Here is a 13630-nt window from a genome sequence, read left to right as displayed (position 1 = left end):
TCTCCTCCTCATGTTCCCGATACGGCCGCAAGGGCCCAGTTGCGCCCCTTGCCGCGCGCGACGGCCTGATTGATCCAGACCAGCGCCAGCGGCTCCAGGATGCGCGCCTGACGCAGACCGCCCGCGTCCAGCGCCTCGAACCCAAGGTCCGCCAGCAGCCTCATCGCCTTGTCCTTCGCCGACTGGTCATCGCCCGCGACGAACTGCACCGGGCGGTGCGGCAGATGGTCGTTCCGCGCCATGATCTCGGCGCCGACCTGGTTCAGCGTCTTCACGACGCGGGCTTCGGGCAGCCATCCCTGAAGGATCTCTGCGCCGCTCGTCGTATGGCCAACGACAAGCCCAAGCGCGCCGTCGATCATGCCCAGCGGGTTCATGCAGTCGATCACCAACTTGCCCGAAAGATCGCCCAATGCCGCGACCGCGCCTTCGGCCACACGCCATGGCAAGGCCAGCACCACGACCTCGGCCGCCTCTACAGCCTCTGCCGGCTGCGCGAGCACCGCCCCCGAAGCCGACGCCAGCGCCTGCACTTCGGCCTTGCCTGGGTCCCGCACACCCAGCGTCAGATGATGCCCTTTTCCGGCCAATCCTCGCGCCAGCGCCATCCCGACATTCCCCGCCCCGATGATCGCGATCCGCATCCGACTTGCCCCTTGCTTCACTCTTGCCCCGGAAGATATGCAAGGCCTGAAAGAAACAGAAACGAATTGGTATCATGTCTGACTTAAGTCACACTCAACTTCGCCGGCTGGACCTCACCCTGTTGCTGGTCTTCCTCGGGCTCCTGCGGCACCGGAAGGCCGTGGATGTCGCCAGCGAACTCGGCCTGACCCAATCCGCCATCAGCCAGGCTCTCCGGCGTCTGCGCGACGTGCTGGGCGACCCTCTCTTCCTGCGCCGCCCCCACGGGATGGAGCCGACGGCGACGGCCCTTGCCCTCGAAGCCCCGATATCCTCGGCGGTCGAGGCGTTGCGCGGGGCCCTTGGCCAGACCCGCGCCTTCGATCCCTCCGCGGCGACCGGTGTGGTCCGTATCGCTGCCCTCGACAGCGAACAGGCTTGGCTCATTCCGGCCCTTGCCGCGCAGCTTCGCAACGAGGCCCCCGGTCTCACGATGTCCGTCCTGCCGCTGACACGGCTGCAGGCCGTGGATGCACTGATCGAAGGCAGGATAGACCTCTTCTTCGGCCTTCTGCCGGACCGCCCCGAGGTCATCTCGGCCACGGCCCTTTACAGTGAGACCTATCTCGTGGCCGGATTGCCGGCCGCGCTGCCCGATGCACCCGATCTCAGCCTGAAAGCCTATACGGCCGCCAGCCATGTGCTTGTCGCGCCGGGGGGCGATCTGACCGGCATCGTCGATGCCGAGCTTGCGCGCCTCGGCGAACGGCGCCGCGTGGCGCTCGGCCTGCCGGCCTTTCTGCCCGCGCTTGCCGCCGTGCGGGCCTCCGGCGCGCTGGTCACCCTTCCGGCGCGCATCGCCCGGGCCTTTGCCCCCGGCTTTGGCCTTGTCACCGCCCGGCCGCCCCTTTCGCTGCGGCCCTTCGACGTCTCGGCCTACTGGCACCGCCGTAACGACCAGGATCCCCGCCGGCGTTGGCTGGTGGAACAGGCAAGGCCGGCAGAACCCTCGTGACTGGCCGGGTCGTCGGGTTAAGAAGAAGTAAATGTCCAAGACCAAAGCATTGATTTCATTATGTAATGCAATCTTGACCACTGTGGTCAGATACCCGCAACCTCCCTTGCGCCCCCCGTCCCGCACCCCTATATTGGATCTGTCGGGGGCAACTCCGACTATGGCGATAAACGCACCTGTAATAATCGGCTCGGACCCGGGGGCGGTACCCGGCGGCTCCACCATCACCCCGTTCGTTGCGGGAGGAGGGGGCCGAAATAGGATCGACGAACGACCAAAGAGGCCAGCTTTCGCTCGGTGAGGTACCACCGTTATCGGTCCATGATCACAGTTGCCAACGACAACCGTGCTCCGGTGGCGCTGGCCGCGTAAGCGGCTCGCAATACCAAAACTAAGTCCCTGCGCTTAGCCGCGCAGGGCGGGGTTCGCAGGTACCTGGCAACAGAAACCTGCACCTTCCCACCCCTTGCCAGACCCCGCCCGCAGCCCCATCGTCAGGGGATGCTGCGCGCGCTGGCCCTTTCCTGCCTGACGGTCCTCCCGGCCATGGCCTGCGAGACGGCGCTGGTCCTGTCAATCGATGTCTCGGGCTCGATCGATGCAGCCGACTATCGCCTGCAGGCCGAAGGGCTGGCCTTCGCCCTCTCCGATCCCGCCGTGGCCGAGGCGCTTGTCAACGGGCAAGTCGCGCTTTCGGTCGTGCAATGGTCCGGCCCCGGCCAGCAGGCCGTGACCCTCGACTGGCAGCGGATGCTGACGCCCGGGGCGGTCGCCGCCTTCGCCACTCGCGCCGCCGCGATGCCGCGGGCCTTTAAGGGGTCGGACACCGCCGTCGGCCAGGGCCTTGCCTTCGCTCTCGACAGGTTCGCCGCCGTCCCAGACTGCCGGCGGCGCGTCGTCGACATCTCGGGCGACGGGCAGGAAAATGCGGGCTTCACCGATGCCGAGGCCCGCGCCGCGGCTCAGGCAGACGGGGTCACCGTGAACGCCATCGCGATCGAGGAACCCGGCCCCGCCTTCCCCGTGACCAGCTACTACCGCGCCTGGGTCATCACCCGGGGCGGCTTCGTCGTCACCGCCCGCGGTCTGGAGGACTATGCCGAGACCCTGCGACTGAAGCTCCTGCGGGAACTTGCCGAGCCCATCGGCTGACTGTCACGCCCTTGTCATGAAGCCCTGCTTTGCCGGCGCGACCCTTTACCCCCGGTTCCCGACCGGGCATCAAGGGCGAACACTGACGATAGGCCGCCCGGCGTGACCCCCACCCTGTCCGAACTGACCCGCACTTTTGCCGGCATCGGCTGCCTCTCCTTCGGAGGACCCGCAGCGCAGATCGCGCTGATGCACCGGGTGATCATGGATGAAAAGAAATGGGTGGGTGAAGCCGATTACCTGCGGGCCCTTTCATTCTGCATGCTTCTGCCGGGGCCCGAGGCGATGCAGCTTGCCACCTGGATCGGCTGGCGGCTGCACGGAGTAACAGGCGGGCTGATCGCCGGGGGTCTGTTCGTGCTGCCGGGTGCGGCTGTCGTCCTTGCCCTCAGCGTCCTTTATGCCACCCTTGGCGACGTGCCCCTGGTCGCGGCCCTGTTCACCGGCATTCAGGCCGCCGTCATCGCCATCGTTATCGAGGCGCTGATCCGGGTCTCGAAGCGCTCCCTGAAGACGCGGGAGGCCTATCTGATCGCCATCGCGGCCTTCGCGGCCCTTTTCTTTTTCAAACTGCCGTTTCCCCTGGTCATCCTGACGGCGGCAATCTGGGGCTTCATCCGGACCCCTGCCTCCGCACGGGACCCCGCGGCCCCTGCCCCGCCCGCGGCCCTTGCCCGGTCGCTGAAGGCGGGCGCGGTGTGGCTGGCGATCTGGCTTGCCCCGCTGGCCCTTCTGGTCGCCATTGCGCCCGGACGTCTCGCCGAGATCGGCCTCTTCTTCTCGAAGCTCGCGGTCCTGACCTTCGGCGGCGCCTATGCGGTCCTTGCCTGGATGGCGCAGGAGGTGGTGGAGGACAAGGGCTGGCTGACGCTCACCCAGATGATGGACGGGCTGGGCCTGGCCGAAACGACGCCCGGGCCGCTGATCCTGGTGAACCAGTTCGTCGGCTTCATGGCGGCACATCAGGTGGGGGGTGTGACCCTGGGCCTCCTCGGGGCACTGATCGCGCTCTGGATGACTTTCATCCCCTCGTTCCTCTTCATCTTCAGCGGCGCACCCTTCATCGACCGGCTGACCCACATGCCGCGCCTCTCGGGGGCCCTTGCCGCGATCACGGCGGCAGTGGTGGGTGTCATCGCCAACCTGTCGCTCTGGTTCGCGCTGCATGTCCTTTTTGCCTCGGTCCCCGAGGTCACCTTGGGACCGCTGCACCTGATGTGGCCAGACCTGACAAGCCTGCGTCCTGTGCCGACCCTGATCGCCATCGGCGCGGCGGTGGCCCTTCTTTTCCGGCACTGGCCACTTCTCTGGGTGCTGGCGCTTTCGGCGGCAGCTTCCGGCCTGGCCGCGCTTCTCTGATCTGTCGGCCCTCTTTTGCGCCGACCGGCCCTTCCCTTGGACATCGAATCCCCTATGGTAGTGACATTCAGGAAAGGGCTTCGGATGGCGCGTTCCATCGACTACGGCACATTGATGCACCGTGCGATGCGGGGTCTGATCCAGACCGTTCTGACCGACGTCGCAGAGAATGGCCTGCCTGGCGCGCACCATTTCTTCATCACCTTCGACACGACATACCCGGGCGTCGAACTGGCCGACTGGCTGCGCGAGCGCTATCCCACTGAAATGACGGTGGTCATCCAGCACTGGTACGAAAACCTGACGGTCACCAGTGAAGGGTTCGGTGTGACGCTCAACTTCGGCAACAACCCCGAGCCGATGCTGATCCCCTTCGACGCCATCCGCACCTTCGTCGATCCTTCGGTGGAATTCGGCCTGCGTTTCGAGACGCAGGAAGCCAACGAGGACGAGGAGGACGAGCGCGAAATCGAGGTCGAGGTCGAGGAAGCGCCCCGGCAGGATGCGCAGATCGTCTCGCTTGACCAGTTCCGCAAGAGCTGAATCTTGACCGACGATCTGGCGCTGTTCCGGCGCCGTCTCTTGCGCAACCCCCGGCAGGTTTCGGCCATCGCCCCGTCCTCGCGCACCCTGGCGCGCGCGATGACGCTGGGGCTGGGGCCGAAAAGCGGCAAGGTCGTGGAATTCGGGCCAGGCACCGGTCGGTTTACCGAAGCGATCCTGGCGCGCGGCGTCCGGCCCGAGGATCTGACCCTTTTCGAGCTGGACGAGGAGTTCGTGGAGCATCTTCGCGCCCGGTTCCCCGGGGTGACGGTCCATCAGCGCCCGGCGCAAGAGGCGGTGGACCTTGTCGGTGGTCCGGTCGGCACCGTGGTCTCTGGACTGCCCCTCCTTTCGATGCCGCCCGAGGTGCGTGAGGGGATCATCGATGCCGCCTTCCGAATCCTCGCCCCAAGAGGCCGCTTTGTGCAGTTCACCTACGGGCCACGTCCCCCCTTGCCACCTGAGACTATCGCCGCCCAGGGGCTGACCGTGAACAAGGGGCACAAGGTCTGGGCGAACCTGCCGCCGGCCACGGTCTACCGGTTTCGCAGGGCCTGACCTTCCAACGTCCGATCTCGGTATACCATTGCATGCCGGATTGCTTTTGCGTGCCTCTGGCGCTATGGGACGCGAGAAGAGCTTGGCTGAGGAGGCACCGATGACCGCAACCCGTACCGAGACCGACAGCTTTGGCCCGCTGGAGGTTCCGAGCCACAAGTATTGGGGCGCGCAGACCCAGCGGTCGATCATCAATTTCCCGATTGGCTGGGAACGCCAGCCGGTCCCGATCATCCGCGCCCTGGGCGTGATCAAGCAGGCCTGCGCCGCCGTCAACATGGCGCAGGGTGACCTTGACCCGGTCCTCGGCAAGGCCATCGCAGCGGCGGCGGCCGAGGTCGTTGCGGGCAAGTTCGACGACAACTTCCCGCTGGTCGTCTGGCAGACCGGATCAGGCACCCAGTCGAACATGAACGCGAACGAGGTGATCTCGAACCGCGCGATCGAGATGCTGGGCGGCGTGATGGGGTCGAAAAAGCCGGTTCATCCGAATGACCATGTGAACATGGGCCAGTCCTCGAACGACACCTTCCCCACCGCGATGCACGTCGCCATTGGGATGCATACGCGCGATGTGCTGCTGCCGGGCCTGGAAAAGCTGGCAAAGGCGCTCTGGGCAAAGTCGGCCGAATTCAAGGACATCATCAAGATCGGCCGCACCCATACCCAGGATGCAACGCCCCTGACGCTGGGCCAGGAATTCAGCGGCTACGCCACCCAGGTCGACAAGGGAATCGCGCGGGTGAAGCTGTGCCTGCCCGACATCTACGAGCTGGCCCAGGGCGGCACCGCCGTTGGCACAGGCCTGAACACCCGCGTCGGGTTTGACACCCGTGTGGCCGCTGAGATCGCCGCGATCACCGGCCTGCCCTTCGTCACCGCGCCGAACAAGTTCGAGGCGCTGGCCGCCCACGACGCGATGGTGATGTTCTCGGGTGCGCTGAAGACCGTTGCGGCAAGCCTTTTCAAGATCGCCAACGACCTGCGGCTTCTGGGCTCCGGCCCCCGCTCGGGCCTGGGCGAGCTGATCCTGCCCGAGAACGAACCCGGCAGCTCGATCATGCCCGGCAAGGTGAACCCGACCCAGGCCGAAGCACTGACCATGGTCTGCGCGCATGTCATGGGGAACGACGCCGCCGTGGGCTTTGCCGGCAGCCAGGGCCATTTCGAGCTGAACGTCTACAACCCGATGATGGCCTACAACGTGCTGCAGTCGATCCAGCTTCTGGGGGATGCGGCATCGAGCTTCACCGACAACATGGTCGTGGGCACCCAGGCGAACGTGGCGCGGATCGACAAGCTGATGAAGGAAAGCCTGATGCTGGTGACGGCGCTGGCACCGACCATCGGCTATGACAACGCGACCAAGGTTGCCAAGACCGCGCACAAGAACGGCACGACCCTGCGGGAAGAGGCGATCGCGCTTGGCTTTGTCGATGGCGAAACCTTCGACCGCGTGGTCCGCCCCGAAGACATGGTCGGCCCGAAAGGCTGATGGCCGAGATCGTCAACCTGCGCATGGCAAGGAAGCAGGCGGCCCGCAAGGCCGCCCGTATGCAGGCCGACGCCAATGCCGCGAAGCACGGGCGGACGAAGGCGGAGCGGGAGTTGGAGAAGGCGCGGGCAGACCGAGCCGCGCAAAAGCTCGACGCGCACAAGCGCGAGACGGAGTAACCTGCCGTTAACCTAGGCTTGGCAGGGTTGCGGGAGGAGGTGCGCCGATGACCGTGATGCCGGAATACCTGTCCGCTGATCAATGGATCTCTCATCTCTTCGCATCGCAAGCGGCACGGGAAGGGGGGGTCATCCGCCGAAAAGTGCGCGACGTCGAACGCTACGTCGGTCGGGTGCCGTTCCTTGACGAAATGAAGCGACGCGGCTTCCCGGTCGTGGAGAATGCCGGACAGTTCGTCATCTTCTGCAACCGCGAACCGATCCGCCGGGTCGCCTGAACGATTTCTTCAAAGAAATCGTATCGGACCCTTTGAAGGGTCCGTGCCGGAATTTTCGAAAATTCCGGTGACAGGCCCGGCCGTTGCGCTAAGAAACCCCGATGAGCACCCGCCCCGCCAAGCACTCTCTTACGCTGCACGGCCACCGCACCAGCATCTCGCTGGAGCCGGAGTTCTGGGAGGCCTTCTGCCAGATCGCGGCCGACCGTGGCGTCCCTCTCAACCAGCTTGCCGCAGAGATCGACGATGCGCGCCACGGCGACGCAGGCCTTGCCTCGGCAATCCGCGTCTTCATCCTGGAACACTACCGCGCGGCGGCCCGCTGAAGGGCTGTGGCAAGGTCGCCGTAACCGGTAAACCGCCGCTCATACTCCAGACCCAGCCGCGCCGCACATTCCCTGGCCTTGGCGTCCAGCGCCGGGTCATCCACCTGCGCCTGGTATACAAGCTTGGTGTAATTGCCGAAATACATGTCCCTCAGCTCGGGGTGCCGGTCGAGGCCCATCGGCCGCCAGACAAAGGCGTCGAACTGGCGCACAAGGAAATCGGTCAGGTAGAAGGCGGTGAACTCGGTTTCGGCATGGGCGGCGAAGGCGGCGTTTCCCTCGAAGAAGGCATAGCAATGCGGGCCTTCGACCATCTCGACCCCCAGCCGGTCGCAGGCCGCCTTCAACATCCCCCCGGTCCCGCAATCGGCGTAGACGACGAAGACGCTGTCATAGCCGCCCCGCGCCGCCTTGACCGCTTCCTCGACCGCGGGGGTGATCCGGTCGGGCCAGAGGTGCAGCTTTGCCGGCAGGCATTGCAGGTCCAGATGGTCCCAGCCATTCGCGGCCTTCAGCGCCAGAATCTCATGCGCCAGCGCCCCGCAGGCGATCAGCAGGATCCGTCCGGCGCGCGCCGGGGCAAGGCCGGTCTCGCTGAGGGTCAGGTCATCCATCGGGGCGACCGGATCAGCGGCTCACGCGGGTCCAGGTCAGGATCACACTGGCCGACAGGGCTGCAAAGCCAAGCGCGACAAGGGGCACGCCCGTCCAGAAGGCCAGCCAAAGCGTCAGGCCCGCTGCGAAGATCACCAGCGCGATCAGGCCAAGGAAATGAGTCAAGGGCATCATTTGCCTCCCGAACCTTAGCATGTGCCTTGCCGGGGCTTTGCGCAAGACCCGGCAGGATCACAACGATCACCTCCGCGTGCGCGGATCAGGCGCTCAGCTGGTTGTGCTTGCGGGCGACGAACTGCTTCGCAGTCTCGACGGCCACGGCAGCATCGCGGCAATAGGCGTCGGCCCCGATGGCCTTGCCGAATTCTTCGTTCAGGGGCGCTCCACCGACCAGCACGATGTAATCCTCGCGCATGCCCTTTTCCTTCATCGTGTCGATCACGACCTTCATGTAGGGCATCGTCGTGGTCAGCAGCGCCGACATGCCAAGGATATCGGGCTTTTCGGCTTCCAGCGCCTCGATGTACTTCTCGACCGAGTTGTTGATCCCCAGATCGCGCACCTCGAACCCGGCACCTTCCATCATCATCGCGACAAGGTTCTTGCCGATGTCGTGGATGTCGCCCTTCACCGTGCCGATCACCATCTTGCCCATGCGCGGCGCGCCGGTTTCGACGAGGAGCGGCTTAAGGATCGCCATCCCTGCCTTCATCGCGTTTGCCGCCAGAAGCACCTCGGGCACGAAGAGGATGCCGTCACGGAAGTCGGCTCCGACGATCGTCATGCCGGCAACCAGCGCCTTGGTCAGCACGTCATAGGGTGTCCAGCCGCGCTCGATCAGGATGTTGACGCCTTCTTCGATCTCTTCCTTGAGACCGTCGTAAAGGTCGTCATGCATCTGCAGGACAAGCTCGTCATCCGACAGTTCGGACAGGATGATCTCGTCGTCGTCGGCCATGGGGGCGCTCCAAAAGCGAAAAGGTCTTGCCAGACTGCATGGTCGCAAAGCGACCAGTCCACTATTCGGCAAACGACATACACCGGATGAAAGCCGACAGAAAGTGGTCGCGCATGGAAAAGCTGTGGCGCATGTTCCATTAATGTTCTAGTCTTTCGCCATGACGCAAGGCAGCAGCATCCTTCCCGGCCAGCGCCTGCGCGGACGGGGCGCGCAAAGCAACCGCGCCGGCCGGTTCGAGGCGACCGGGCGCGAGGCTTACGACGACGGCTGGGACATCGCGGAAGACGAACAGGTCGTCCGGACCGAAACGCGCCTTGAACGGCCCCGATCTGCACTGACCTACCAGCGTTCGCCCGACCTGCCCTTCGACCGCTCGATCAACCCCTACCGGGGCTGCGAACACGGCTGCATCTACTGCTATGCCCGGCCCAGCCACGCCTTCCTGAACCTCTCGCCCGGCCTTGATTTCGAAACGCGGCTGATCGCGCGGCCCGGGATCGCCGAAGTGCTGGCGACCGAACTTGGGCGGAAGTCCTACAAGGTTGCGCCCGTCGCGATCGGAACGAACACCGACCCCTACCAGCCGGTCGACGCGGAACACGGGTTGATGCGGCAGGTCCTGCAGGTCCTGCACGATTTCAGCCATCCGGTCTGGATCACCACGCGCGGCACGCTGATCGAACGGGACATCGACCTCATTGCCGCCATGGCGGCCCGTCGGCTGGCCTCGGTCAGCATCTCGGTCACCACGCTCGACCCCACGCTGGCCCGCAAGATGGAACCCCGCGCGCCAAGCCCGCAGCGGCGGCTGGCGGTGATCCGGGCGCTGACGGCGGCGGGCATCCCGGTGCGGGTCCAGGTCTCGCCGCTTATCCCGGCGCTGACCGATCACGAGCTTGAAGCGGTGCTCGAAGCAGCTGCCGGGGCCGGTGCGACCCATGCGACCTCGATCCCGCTCCGCCTGCCGCTGGAAGTGGCGCAGCTTTTCCGCGACTGGGTGGAAGCCACCTTCCCCGACCGCGCCACCCGGGTGATGGGCCGGGTGCGAGAGCTGCATGGCGGGAAGGATTACGATCCCACGTTCGGCATCAGGATGACCGGTCAGGGCCTCTGGGCTGACCTCATCCGCAAGCGCGCCGATCTGGCACGCAGGCGGCTTGGGCTGGACAGCGGCCTGCCGCCCCTGCGGACCGACCTTTTCCAACCGCCACCACGGGCCGGGGACCAACTCGCTCTCTTCTGAACGGAGCTGCCGCTTAAGGGCGCGCCTTCAGTGATGCGGGGCAGTCTCGGCCTTTGGCGAAGGCGCTGACAGGTAGGCGGCAAGAATCCGGTCGCGTCCGAAGGTCCGGCGCAGAACGGCAAAGGCTGTCCATACGAAGAACGCCAGGGTCACGCAAATCAGCGTGGCCCAGATGATCGGCATGTCGGGGTGCTGGAAGGCATTGCTCAGCGCCGCGAAGAAACCGCCGGCTTCCTTCCGTTCGGAAATCCCATGTTCCAAAAGCAATAGCAGGAAGGCGGCCAGCGAGTAGAGTGCGGTCCGCATGACCACCTCGATCAAGCCGATCTGCCGGCCCAGCGACACACGCTCGAACAGCACGACGACCTTGGCTGTCACCAGCGCCAGCATCACGACCCGCACCGAGGTTGCAGCGGTGACGTCATACTGCTCCAGCATCAGGTCCTTCAGGACCACCACCACGGCAAAGCAGGACAGGAAGAACAGCATGGCGGTCAGGATCGCCCTGATCTCGTGGACCAGCCAGTGCAGGAACTTCATTCAGACCCTCCGTGGCTGTCAGACGATCGGAGTAAGCACGATCCCGTAGCGCCCGGTCAACCCCGTCGACCGCGCCGTTCCCGGCGGGGTTCGCCGCCGGTGTCGCCCGTCCCGTCCGAGGCCGAAGAGAAGCCGCCAAGATGGGCCGAGATGTCCTCCAGCGTCGGGCGCGGTCCCTTGGGCCGCGTCTCCAGCGCCTCGCGCATCGCGCGCAAGTGCTCGGGCATCGTCCCGCAGCAGCCGCCGATGATCCGCACACCCGCATCCCGCGCCAGCACGGCATACTCCGCCATCAGTTCAGGCGTGCCGTCATAGTGGATATGCCCGTCGTGATACTTGGGGATCCCGGCATTGCCCTTGGCGATGATCGGCCGCTCCGTCCCGGTCGAGCCGAAGCCAAGCACTGTGCGCATCAGGTCCGACGCCCCCACCCCGCAGTTCGCCCCGAAGGCGATCGGCGGGTTCGGCAGCTTTTCCACAAGGTCGGCCAATGCAGAGGAGGTGACGCCCATCATCGTCCGACCCGCGGTGTCAAAACTCATCGTGCCGCACCAGGGCATCCCCGCCAGCGCCGCCGCCTCGGCCGCCGCACGGTATTCCTCGGGGGCAGAGATCGTCTCGATCCAGAGGACGTCCACGCCGCCCTCCTTCAGCCCCTCGGCCTGTTCGTGGAAGATCTCCACCGCCTGCGAGTGCGTCAGGGTGCCCATCGGCTCGAAGATCTCGCCCGTCGGGCCGACCGAACCCGCGACCACCACCGTGCGCCCCGCCTTGTCGGCAATCTCGCGCCCCAGTTCGGCACCGATCCGGTTCAGCTCGCGCACCCGGCCTTGGGCATTGTGCAGCTTCAGCCGCGCGGCATTGCCGCCGAAGGTGTTGGTCAGGAAGATGTCCGACCCCGCCGCCACCGCTGCGCTGTAAAGCTTGCGGATGTTCTCAGGCTTTTCGGTGTTCCAGAACTCGGGCGGCTCGCCCGATTCCAGCCCCATGTTGAAGAGGTTCGTCCCCGTGGCGCCGTCCGCCATCAGCCAGTCACGCTGCGACAAGAGGCGGGTAAGCGCGTCGGTCATGGGCCGGGTCCTTCATATGTCCAGACCCACCGTCTGCCACGCCGGTGGGTCGGAGGCAAATTCATATTCTGCAAGTGAAGTTGCGCCCAACCGCAAGTTCGCGGCCGGGCCGCAGGATCAGATCTCGCTCAGAAGCTGGGCCTTGGCGACGGGCATGAGCTCGTGCAGCTTGGCGCGCACTTCCTCGGCGCTGGCCTTGCCGGCAAGGTCGGCCACGATCTTGCGGACCACGTCCTCGTCGCCCGCTTCCTCGAAGTCGGCACTCACCACTTCCATCGCATAGGCCGCGGCCTCGTCGCCGGACTTGCCCAGAAGCCCCGCCGCCCAAAGCCCGGCAAGCTTGTTGCGCCGCGCCTCGGCCCGGAACTGCATGTCCTTGTCGTGGGCAAACTTCGCCTCGAAGGCATTCTCGCGGTCGTCGAAAGTGGTCATGGGCTTCCCCCCGGGGTTTGACGTTTCCCCCGATATGCCCATCCCTTCGCGCTGCCGCAAGCCCTGTCGGCGGCGCACATGCCTTGCGACCGGCCGACCCTTGGACTATAGGCCAAGGGAACGGCCCGGGGTCGCCCTCGCGGGCATTGGTCCCATTGGCGGGCCCGTCATCGGAGCAGGCATGGCACGGCGCAAGAAGGTCTACGAAGGCAAGGCGAAGATCCTCTACGAAGGCCCGGAACCCGGCACGCTGATCCAGTACTTCAAGGACGACAGCGCCCCCACCGTCGCCGCCCCCGCCACGCTGGAAGGCAAGGGTGTGCTGAACAACCGCCTGTCCGAATTCTTCATGTCCGGGCTGAACCAGATCGGCGTGCCGACGCATTTCATCCGCCGCATCAACATGCGCGAACAGCTGGTGCGGATGGTGGAGATCATTCCGCTGGAAATCGTCGTGCGCAACTTCTCGGCCGGGCCGATGACCGCGCGCCTTGGCATCCCCGAAGGCACACAGCTGCCGCGGCCGATCGTCGAATACTACTTCAAGGACAGCAAGCTCCAGTCTCCCATGGTCTCGGAAGAACACATCGTCGCTTTTGGCTGGGCCAACCAGCAGGACCTCGACGACATCGTTGCCCTGTCCCTGCGCGTCAACGACTTCCTCTCGGGCGTGATGATGGGCCTTGGTATCCGCCTTGCCGACTTCAAGATCGAGGTCGGCCGGATCTGGGAGGGCGACTTCATGCGCCTGATCGTCGCCGACGAAATCAGCCCCGACAGTTGCCGCCTCTGGGACATGCGCCAGCCCGAACGCCCCGACGGCACGATCCCCGAACCCCAGCCGATGGCCGATGTCTATACCGAGCTTGCGCGCCGGCTTGGCGTCATGCCCTCGAACGTCACCCATGCGATGAAGCCGACGCTGATCAACTGATCCCACCTGCCGATTTTTCGTCGAAAAATCGGCCCTTTGCACCGAACCGGAGAAGGCCCCGATGAAAGCCCGCGTTACCGTCATGCTGAAACAGGGCGTCCTCGACCCGCAGGGTGAGGCGGTGCGCCACGCGCTCGGCTCCATTGGGTTCGAAGGCGTCACCGGCGTGCGGCAAGGCAAGGTGATCGAGCTTGATCTGGCCCACACAGACGCCGCCAAGGCCGAGGCGGACGTGAAGGCCATGTGCGAAAAGCTTCTCGCCAACACGGTGATCGAAAGCTACCGGGTCGAGATCGTCTGACGGCG

At 65.4% G+C, this 13630-nt stretch carries 19 protein-coding genes and 1 other RNA gene; 13 read left to right on the top strand and 7 right to left on the bottom strand.

What is annotated here, in order from left to right; all coding sequences use genetic code 11:
- Positions 1-8: 8 nt before the first annotated feature.
- Positions 9-644, bottom strand: a complete 636-nt coding sequence (locus AC2D9V_RS11695; protein WP_484714242.1) for an NADPH-dependent F420 reductase — start codon at positions 642-644, stop codon at positions 9-11.
- Between the two features lie 74 nt (positions 645-718).
- Here AC2D9V_RS11695 and AC2D9V_RS11690 point away from each other — a divergent pair, with 74 nt between their 5' ends.
- The 10 genes from AC2D9V_RS11690 (at position 719) to AC2D9V_RS11645 (ending at position 7529) form a co-directional block, all read left to right on the top strand.
- Positions 719-1639, top strand: a complete 921-nt coding sequence (locus AC2D9V_RS11690) for a LysR family transcriptional regulator (RefSeq protein WP_484714241.1) — start codon at positions 719-721, stop codon at positions 1637-1639.
- A 102-nt stretch (positions 1640-1741) separates the two neighbouring features.
- Positions 1742-2095, top strand: a transfer-messenger RNA (tmRNA) gene (ssrA, locus tag AC2D9V_RS11685).
- A gap of 45 nt (positions 2096-2140) precedes the next feature.
- Positions 2141-2791: a DUF1194 domain-containing protein gene (locus AC2D9V_RS11680; RefSeq protein WP_484714240.1), complete on the top strand. Its 651-nt coding sequence runs from the start codon at positions 2141-2143 to the stop codon at positions 2789-2791.
- A 102-nt stretch (positions 2792-2893) separates the two neighbouring features.
- Positions 2894-4150 (top strand): chromate efflux transporter, encoded by a 1257-nt coding sequence (gene chrA / locus AC2D9V_RS11675; RefSeq protein WP_484714239.1) that lies wholly within the window; start codon positions 2894-2896, stop codon positions 4148-4150.
- Positions 4151-4234: 84 nt separating this feature from the next.
- Positions 4235-4693: an SspB family protein gene (locus tag AC2D9V_RS11670; protein WP_484714238.1), complete on the top strand. Its 459-nt coding sequence runs from the start codon at positions 4235-4237 to the stop codon at positions 4691-4693.
- 3 nt (positions 4694-4696) lie between these two features.
- Positions 4697-5251, top strand: coding sequence for a class I SAM-dependent methyltransferase (locus AC2D9V_RS11665; protein ID WP_484714237.1), 555 nt, complete (start codon positions 4697-4699; stop codon positions 5249-5251).
- A gap of 100 nt (positions 5252-5351) precedes the next feature.
- Positions 5352-6746 carry a class II fumarate hydratase gene (gene fumC, locus AC2D9V_RS11660; RefSeq protein ID WP_484714236.1) on the top strand — a complete coding sequence of 465 codons (1395 nt, stop codon included), beginning with the start codon at positions 5352-5354 and terminating at the stop codon, positions 6744-6746.
- Positions 6746-6925: a DUF4169 family protein gene (locus AC2D9V_RS11655; protein ID WP_484714235.1), complete on the top strand. Its 180-nt coding sequence runs from the start codon at positions 6746-6748 to the stop codon at positions 6923-6925. The genes fumC and AC2D9V_RS11655 overlap by 1 nt, the downstream gene beginning before the upstream one ends.
- A 47-nt stretch (positions 6926-6972) precedes the next feature.
- Entirely contained in the window at positions 6973-7203 is a 231-nt protein-coding gene (locus AC2D9V_RS11650) for an N-(5'-phosphoribosyl)anthranilate isomerase (protein ID WP_484714234.1), read from the top strand.
- A 101-nt stretch (positions 7204-7304) separates the two neighbouring features.
- Entirely contained in the window at positions 7305-7529 is a 225-nt protein-coding gene (locus AC2D9V_RS11645) for a ribbon-helix-helix domain-containing protein (protein ID WP_484714233.1), read from the top strand.
- Here the strand turns inward: AC2D9V_RS11645 and AC2D9V_RS11640 are convergent.
- From AC2D9V_RS11640 to AC2D9V_RS11630, 3 genes are all read right to left on the bottom strand, one after another.
- Positions 7508-8143 (bottom strand): DUF1638 domain-containing protein, encoded by a 636-nt coding sequence (locus tag AC2D9V_RS11640; protein ID WP_484714232.1) that lies wholly within the window; start codon positions 8141-8143, stop codon positions 7508-7510. The genes AC2D9V_RS11645 and AC2D9V_RS11640 overlap by 22 nt on opposite strands.
- Positions 8144-8156: 13 nt before the next feature.
- A complete protein-coding gene (locus tag AC2D9V_RS11635; RefSeq protein WP_484714231.1) occupies positions 8157-8315 on the bottom strand; it encodes a hypothetical protein in 159 nt (52 codons plus the stop codon).
- A gap of 88 nt (positions 8316-8403) precedes the next feature.
- Positions 8404-9102: a corrinoid protein gene (locus tag AC2D9V_RS11630; protein ID WP_484714230.1), complete on the bottom strand. Its 699-nt coding sequence runs from the start codon at positions 9100-9102 to the stop codon at positions 8404-8406.
- 160 nt (positions 9103-9262) lie between these two features.
- Between AC2D9V_RS11630 and AC2D9V_RS11625 the strand changes: the two genes are divergently transcribed.
- Positions 9263-10348, top strand: coding sequence for a PA0069 family radical SAM protein (locus AC2D9V_RS11625; protein WP_484714229.1), 1086 nt, complete (start codon positions 9263-9265; stop codon positions 10346-10348).
- A 27-nt stretch (positions 10349-10375) separates the two neighbouring features.
- Here AC2D9V_RS11625 and AC2D9V_RS11620 read toward each other — a convergent pair whose 3' ends face one another.
- From AC2D9V_RS11620 to AC2D9V_RS11610, 3 genes are all read right to left on the bottom strand, one after another.
- On the bottom strand, positions 10376-10888 hold the full coding sequence (locus AC2D9V_RS11620; RefSeq protein ID WP_484714228.1) for a hypothetical protein: 513 nt from the start codon (positions 10886-10888) through the stop codon (positions 10376-10378).
- A gap of 56 nt (positions 10889-10944) precedes the next feature.
- On the bottom strand, positions 10945-11958 hold the full coding sequence (gene bmt, locus AC2D9V_RS11615; protein WP_484714227.1) for a betaine--homocysteine S-methyltransferase: 1014 nt from the start codon (positions 11956-11958) through the stop codon (positions 10945-10947).
- 117 nt (positions 11959-12075) lie between these two features.
- Positions 12076-12390: a DUF1476 domain-containing protein gene (locus tag AC2D9V_RS11610; RefSeq protein WP_484714226.1), complete on the bottom strand. Its 315-nt coding sequence runs from the start codon at positions 12388-12390 to the stop codon at positions 12076-12078.
- Positions 12391-12571: 181 nt separating this feature from the next.
- Between AC2D9V_RS11610 and AC2D9V_RS11605 the strand changes: the two genes are divergently transcribed.
- Positions 12572-13324, top strand: coding sequence for a phosphoribosylaminoimidazolesuccinocarboxamide synthase (locus AC2D9V_RS11605; protein WP_484714225.1), 753 nt, complete (start codon positions 12572-12574; stop codon positions 13322-13324).
- A 61-nt stretch (positions 13325-13385) separates the two neighbouring features.
- Positions 13386-13625: a phosphoribosylformylglycinamidine synthase subunit PurS gene (gene purS / locus AC2D9V_RS11600; RefSeq protein WP_484714224.1), complete on the top strand. Its 240-nt coding sequence runs from the start codon at positions 13386-13388 to the stop codon at positions 13623-13625.
- The last annotated feature ends 5 nt before the right edge of the window (positions 13626-13630 follow it).

It is taken from the genome of Tabrizicola sp. T46 (genome assembly GCF_057219895.1).
This window is presented reverse-complemented; position numbering and strand designations above follow the sequence as displayed.

What these genes read in the sequence shown, in the direction of transcription:
- bmt (WP_484714227.1), bottom strand. Translation starts at nt 11,958, where the DNA reads ATGACCGACGCGCTTACCCGCCTCTTGTCGCAGCGTGACTGGCTGATG.
- fumC (WP_484714236.1), top strand. Translation starts at nt 5,352, where the DNA reads ATGACCGCAACCCGTACCGAGACCGACAGCTTTGGCCCGCTGGAGGTT.
- AC2D9V_RS11640 (WP_484714232.1), bottom strand. Translation starts at nt 8,143, where the DNA reads ATGGATGACCTGACCCTCAGCGAGACCGGCCTTGCCCCGGCGCGCGCC.
- AC2D9V_RS11650 (WP_484714234.1), top strand. Translation starts at nt 6,973, where the DNA reads ATGACCGTGATGCCGGAATACCTGTCCGCTGATCAATGGATCTCTCAT.
- AC2D9V_RS11610 (WP_484714226.1), bottom strand. Translation starts at nt 12,390, where the DNA reads ATGACCACTTTCGACGACCGCGAGAATGCCTTCGAGGCGAAGTTTGCC.
- AC2D9V_RS11645 (WP_484714233.1), top strand. Translation starts at nt 7,305, where the DNA reads ATGAGCACCCGCCCCGCCAAGCACTCTCTTACGCTGCACGGCCACCGC.
- AC2D9V_RS11635 (WP_484714231.1), bottom strand. Translation starts at nt 8,315, where the DNA reads ATGCCCTTGACTCATTTCCTTGGCCTGATCGCGCTGGTGATCTTCGCA.
- AC2D9V_RS11655 (WP_484714235.1), top strand. Translation starts at nt 6,746, where the DNA reads ATGGCCGAGATCGTCAACCTGCGCATGGCAAGGAAGCAGGCGGCCCGC.
- purS (WP_484714224.1), top strand. Translation starts at nt 13,386, where the DNA reads ATGAAAGCCCGCGTTACCGTCATGCTGAAACAGGGCGTCCTCGACCCG.
- AC2D9V_RS11670 (WP_484714238.1), top strand. Translation starts at nt 4,235, where the DNA reads ATGGCGCGTTCCATCGACTACGGCACATTGATGCACCGTGCGATGCGG.
- AC2D9V_RS11695 (WP_484714242.1), bottom strand. Translation starts at nt 644, where the DNA reads ATGCGGATCGCGATCATCGGGGCGGGGAATGTCGGGATGGCGCTGGCG.
- AC2D9V_RS11630 (WP_484714230.1), bottom strand. Translation starts at nt 9,102, where the DNA reads ATGGCCGACGACGACGAGATCATCCTGTCCGAACTGTCGGATGACGAG.
- AC2D9V_RS11680 (WP_484714240.1), top strand. Translation starts at nt 2,141, where the DNA reads ATGCTGCGCGCGCTGGCCCTTTCCTGCCTGACGGTCCTCCCGGCCATG.
- AC2D9V_RS11605 (WP_484714225.1), top strand. Translation starts at nt 12,572, where the DNA reads ATGGCACGGCGCAAGAAGGTCTACGAAGGCAAGGCGAAGATCCTCTAC.
- AC2D9V_RS11625 (WP_484714229.1), top strand. Translation starts at nt 9,263, where the DNA reads ATGACGCAAGGCAGCAGCATCCTTCCCGGCCAGCGCCTGCGCGGACGG.
- AC2D9V_RS11690 (WP_484714241.1), top strand. Translation starts at nt 719, where the DNA reads ATGTCTGACTTAAGTCACACTCAACTTCGCCGGCTGGACCTCACCCTG.
- AC2D9V_RS11620 (WP_484714228.1), bottom strand. Translation starts at nt 10,888, where the DNA reads ATGAAGTTCCTGCACTGGCTGGTCCACGAGATCAGGGCGATCCTGACC.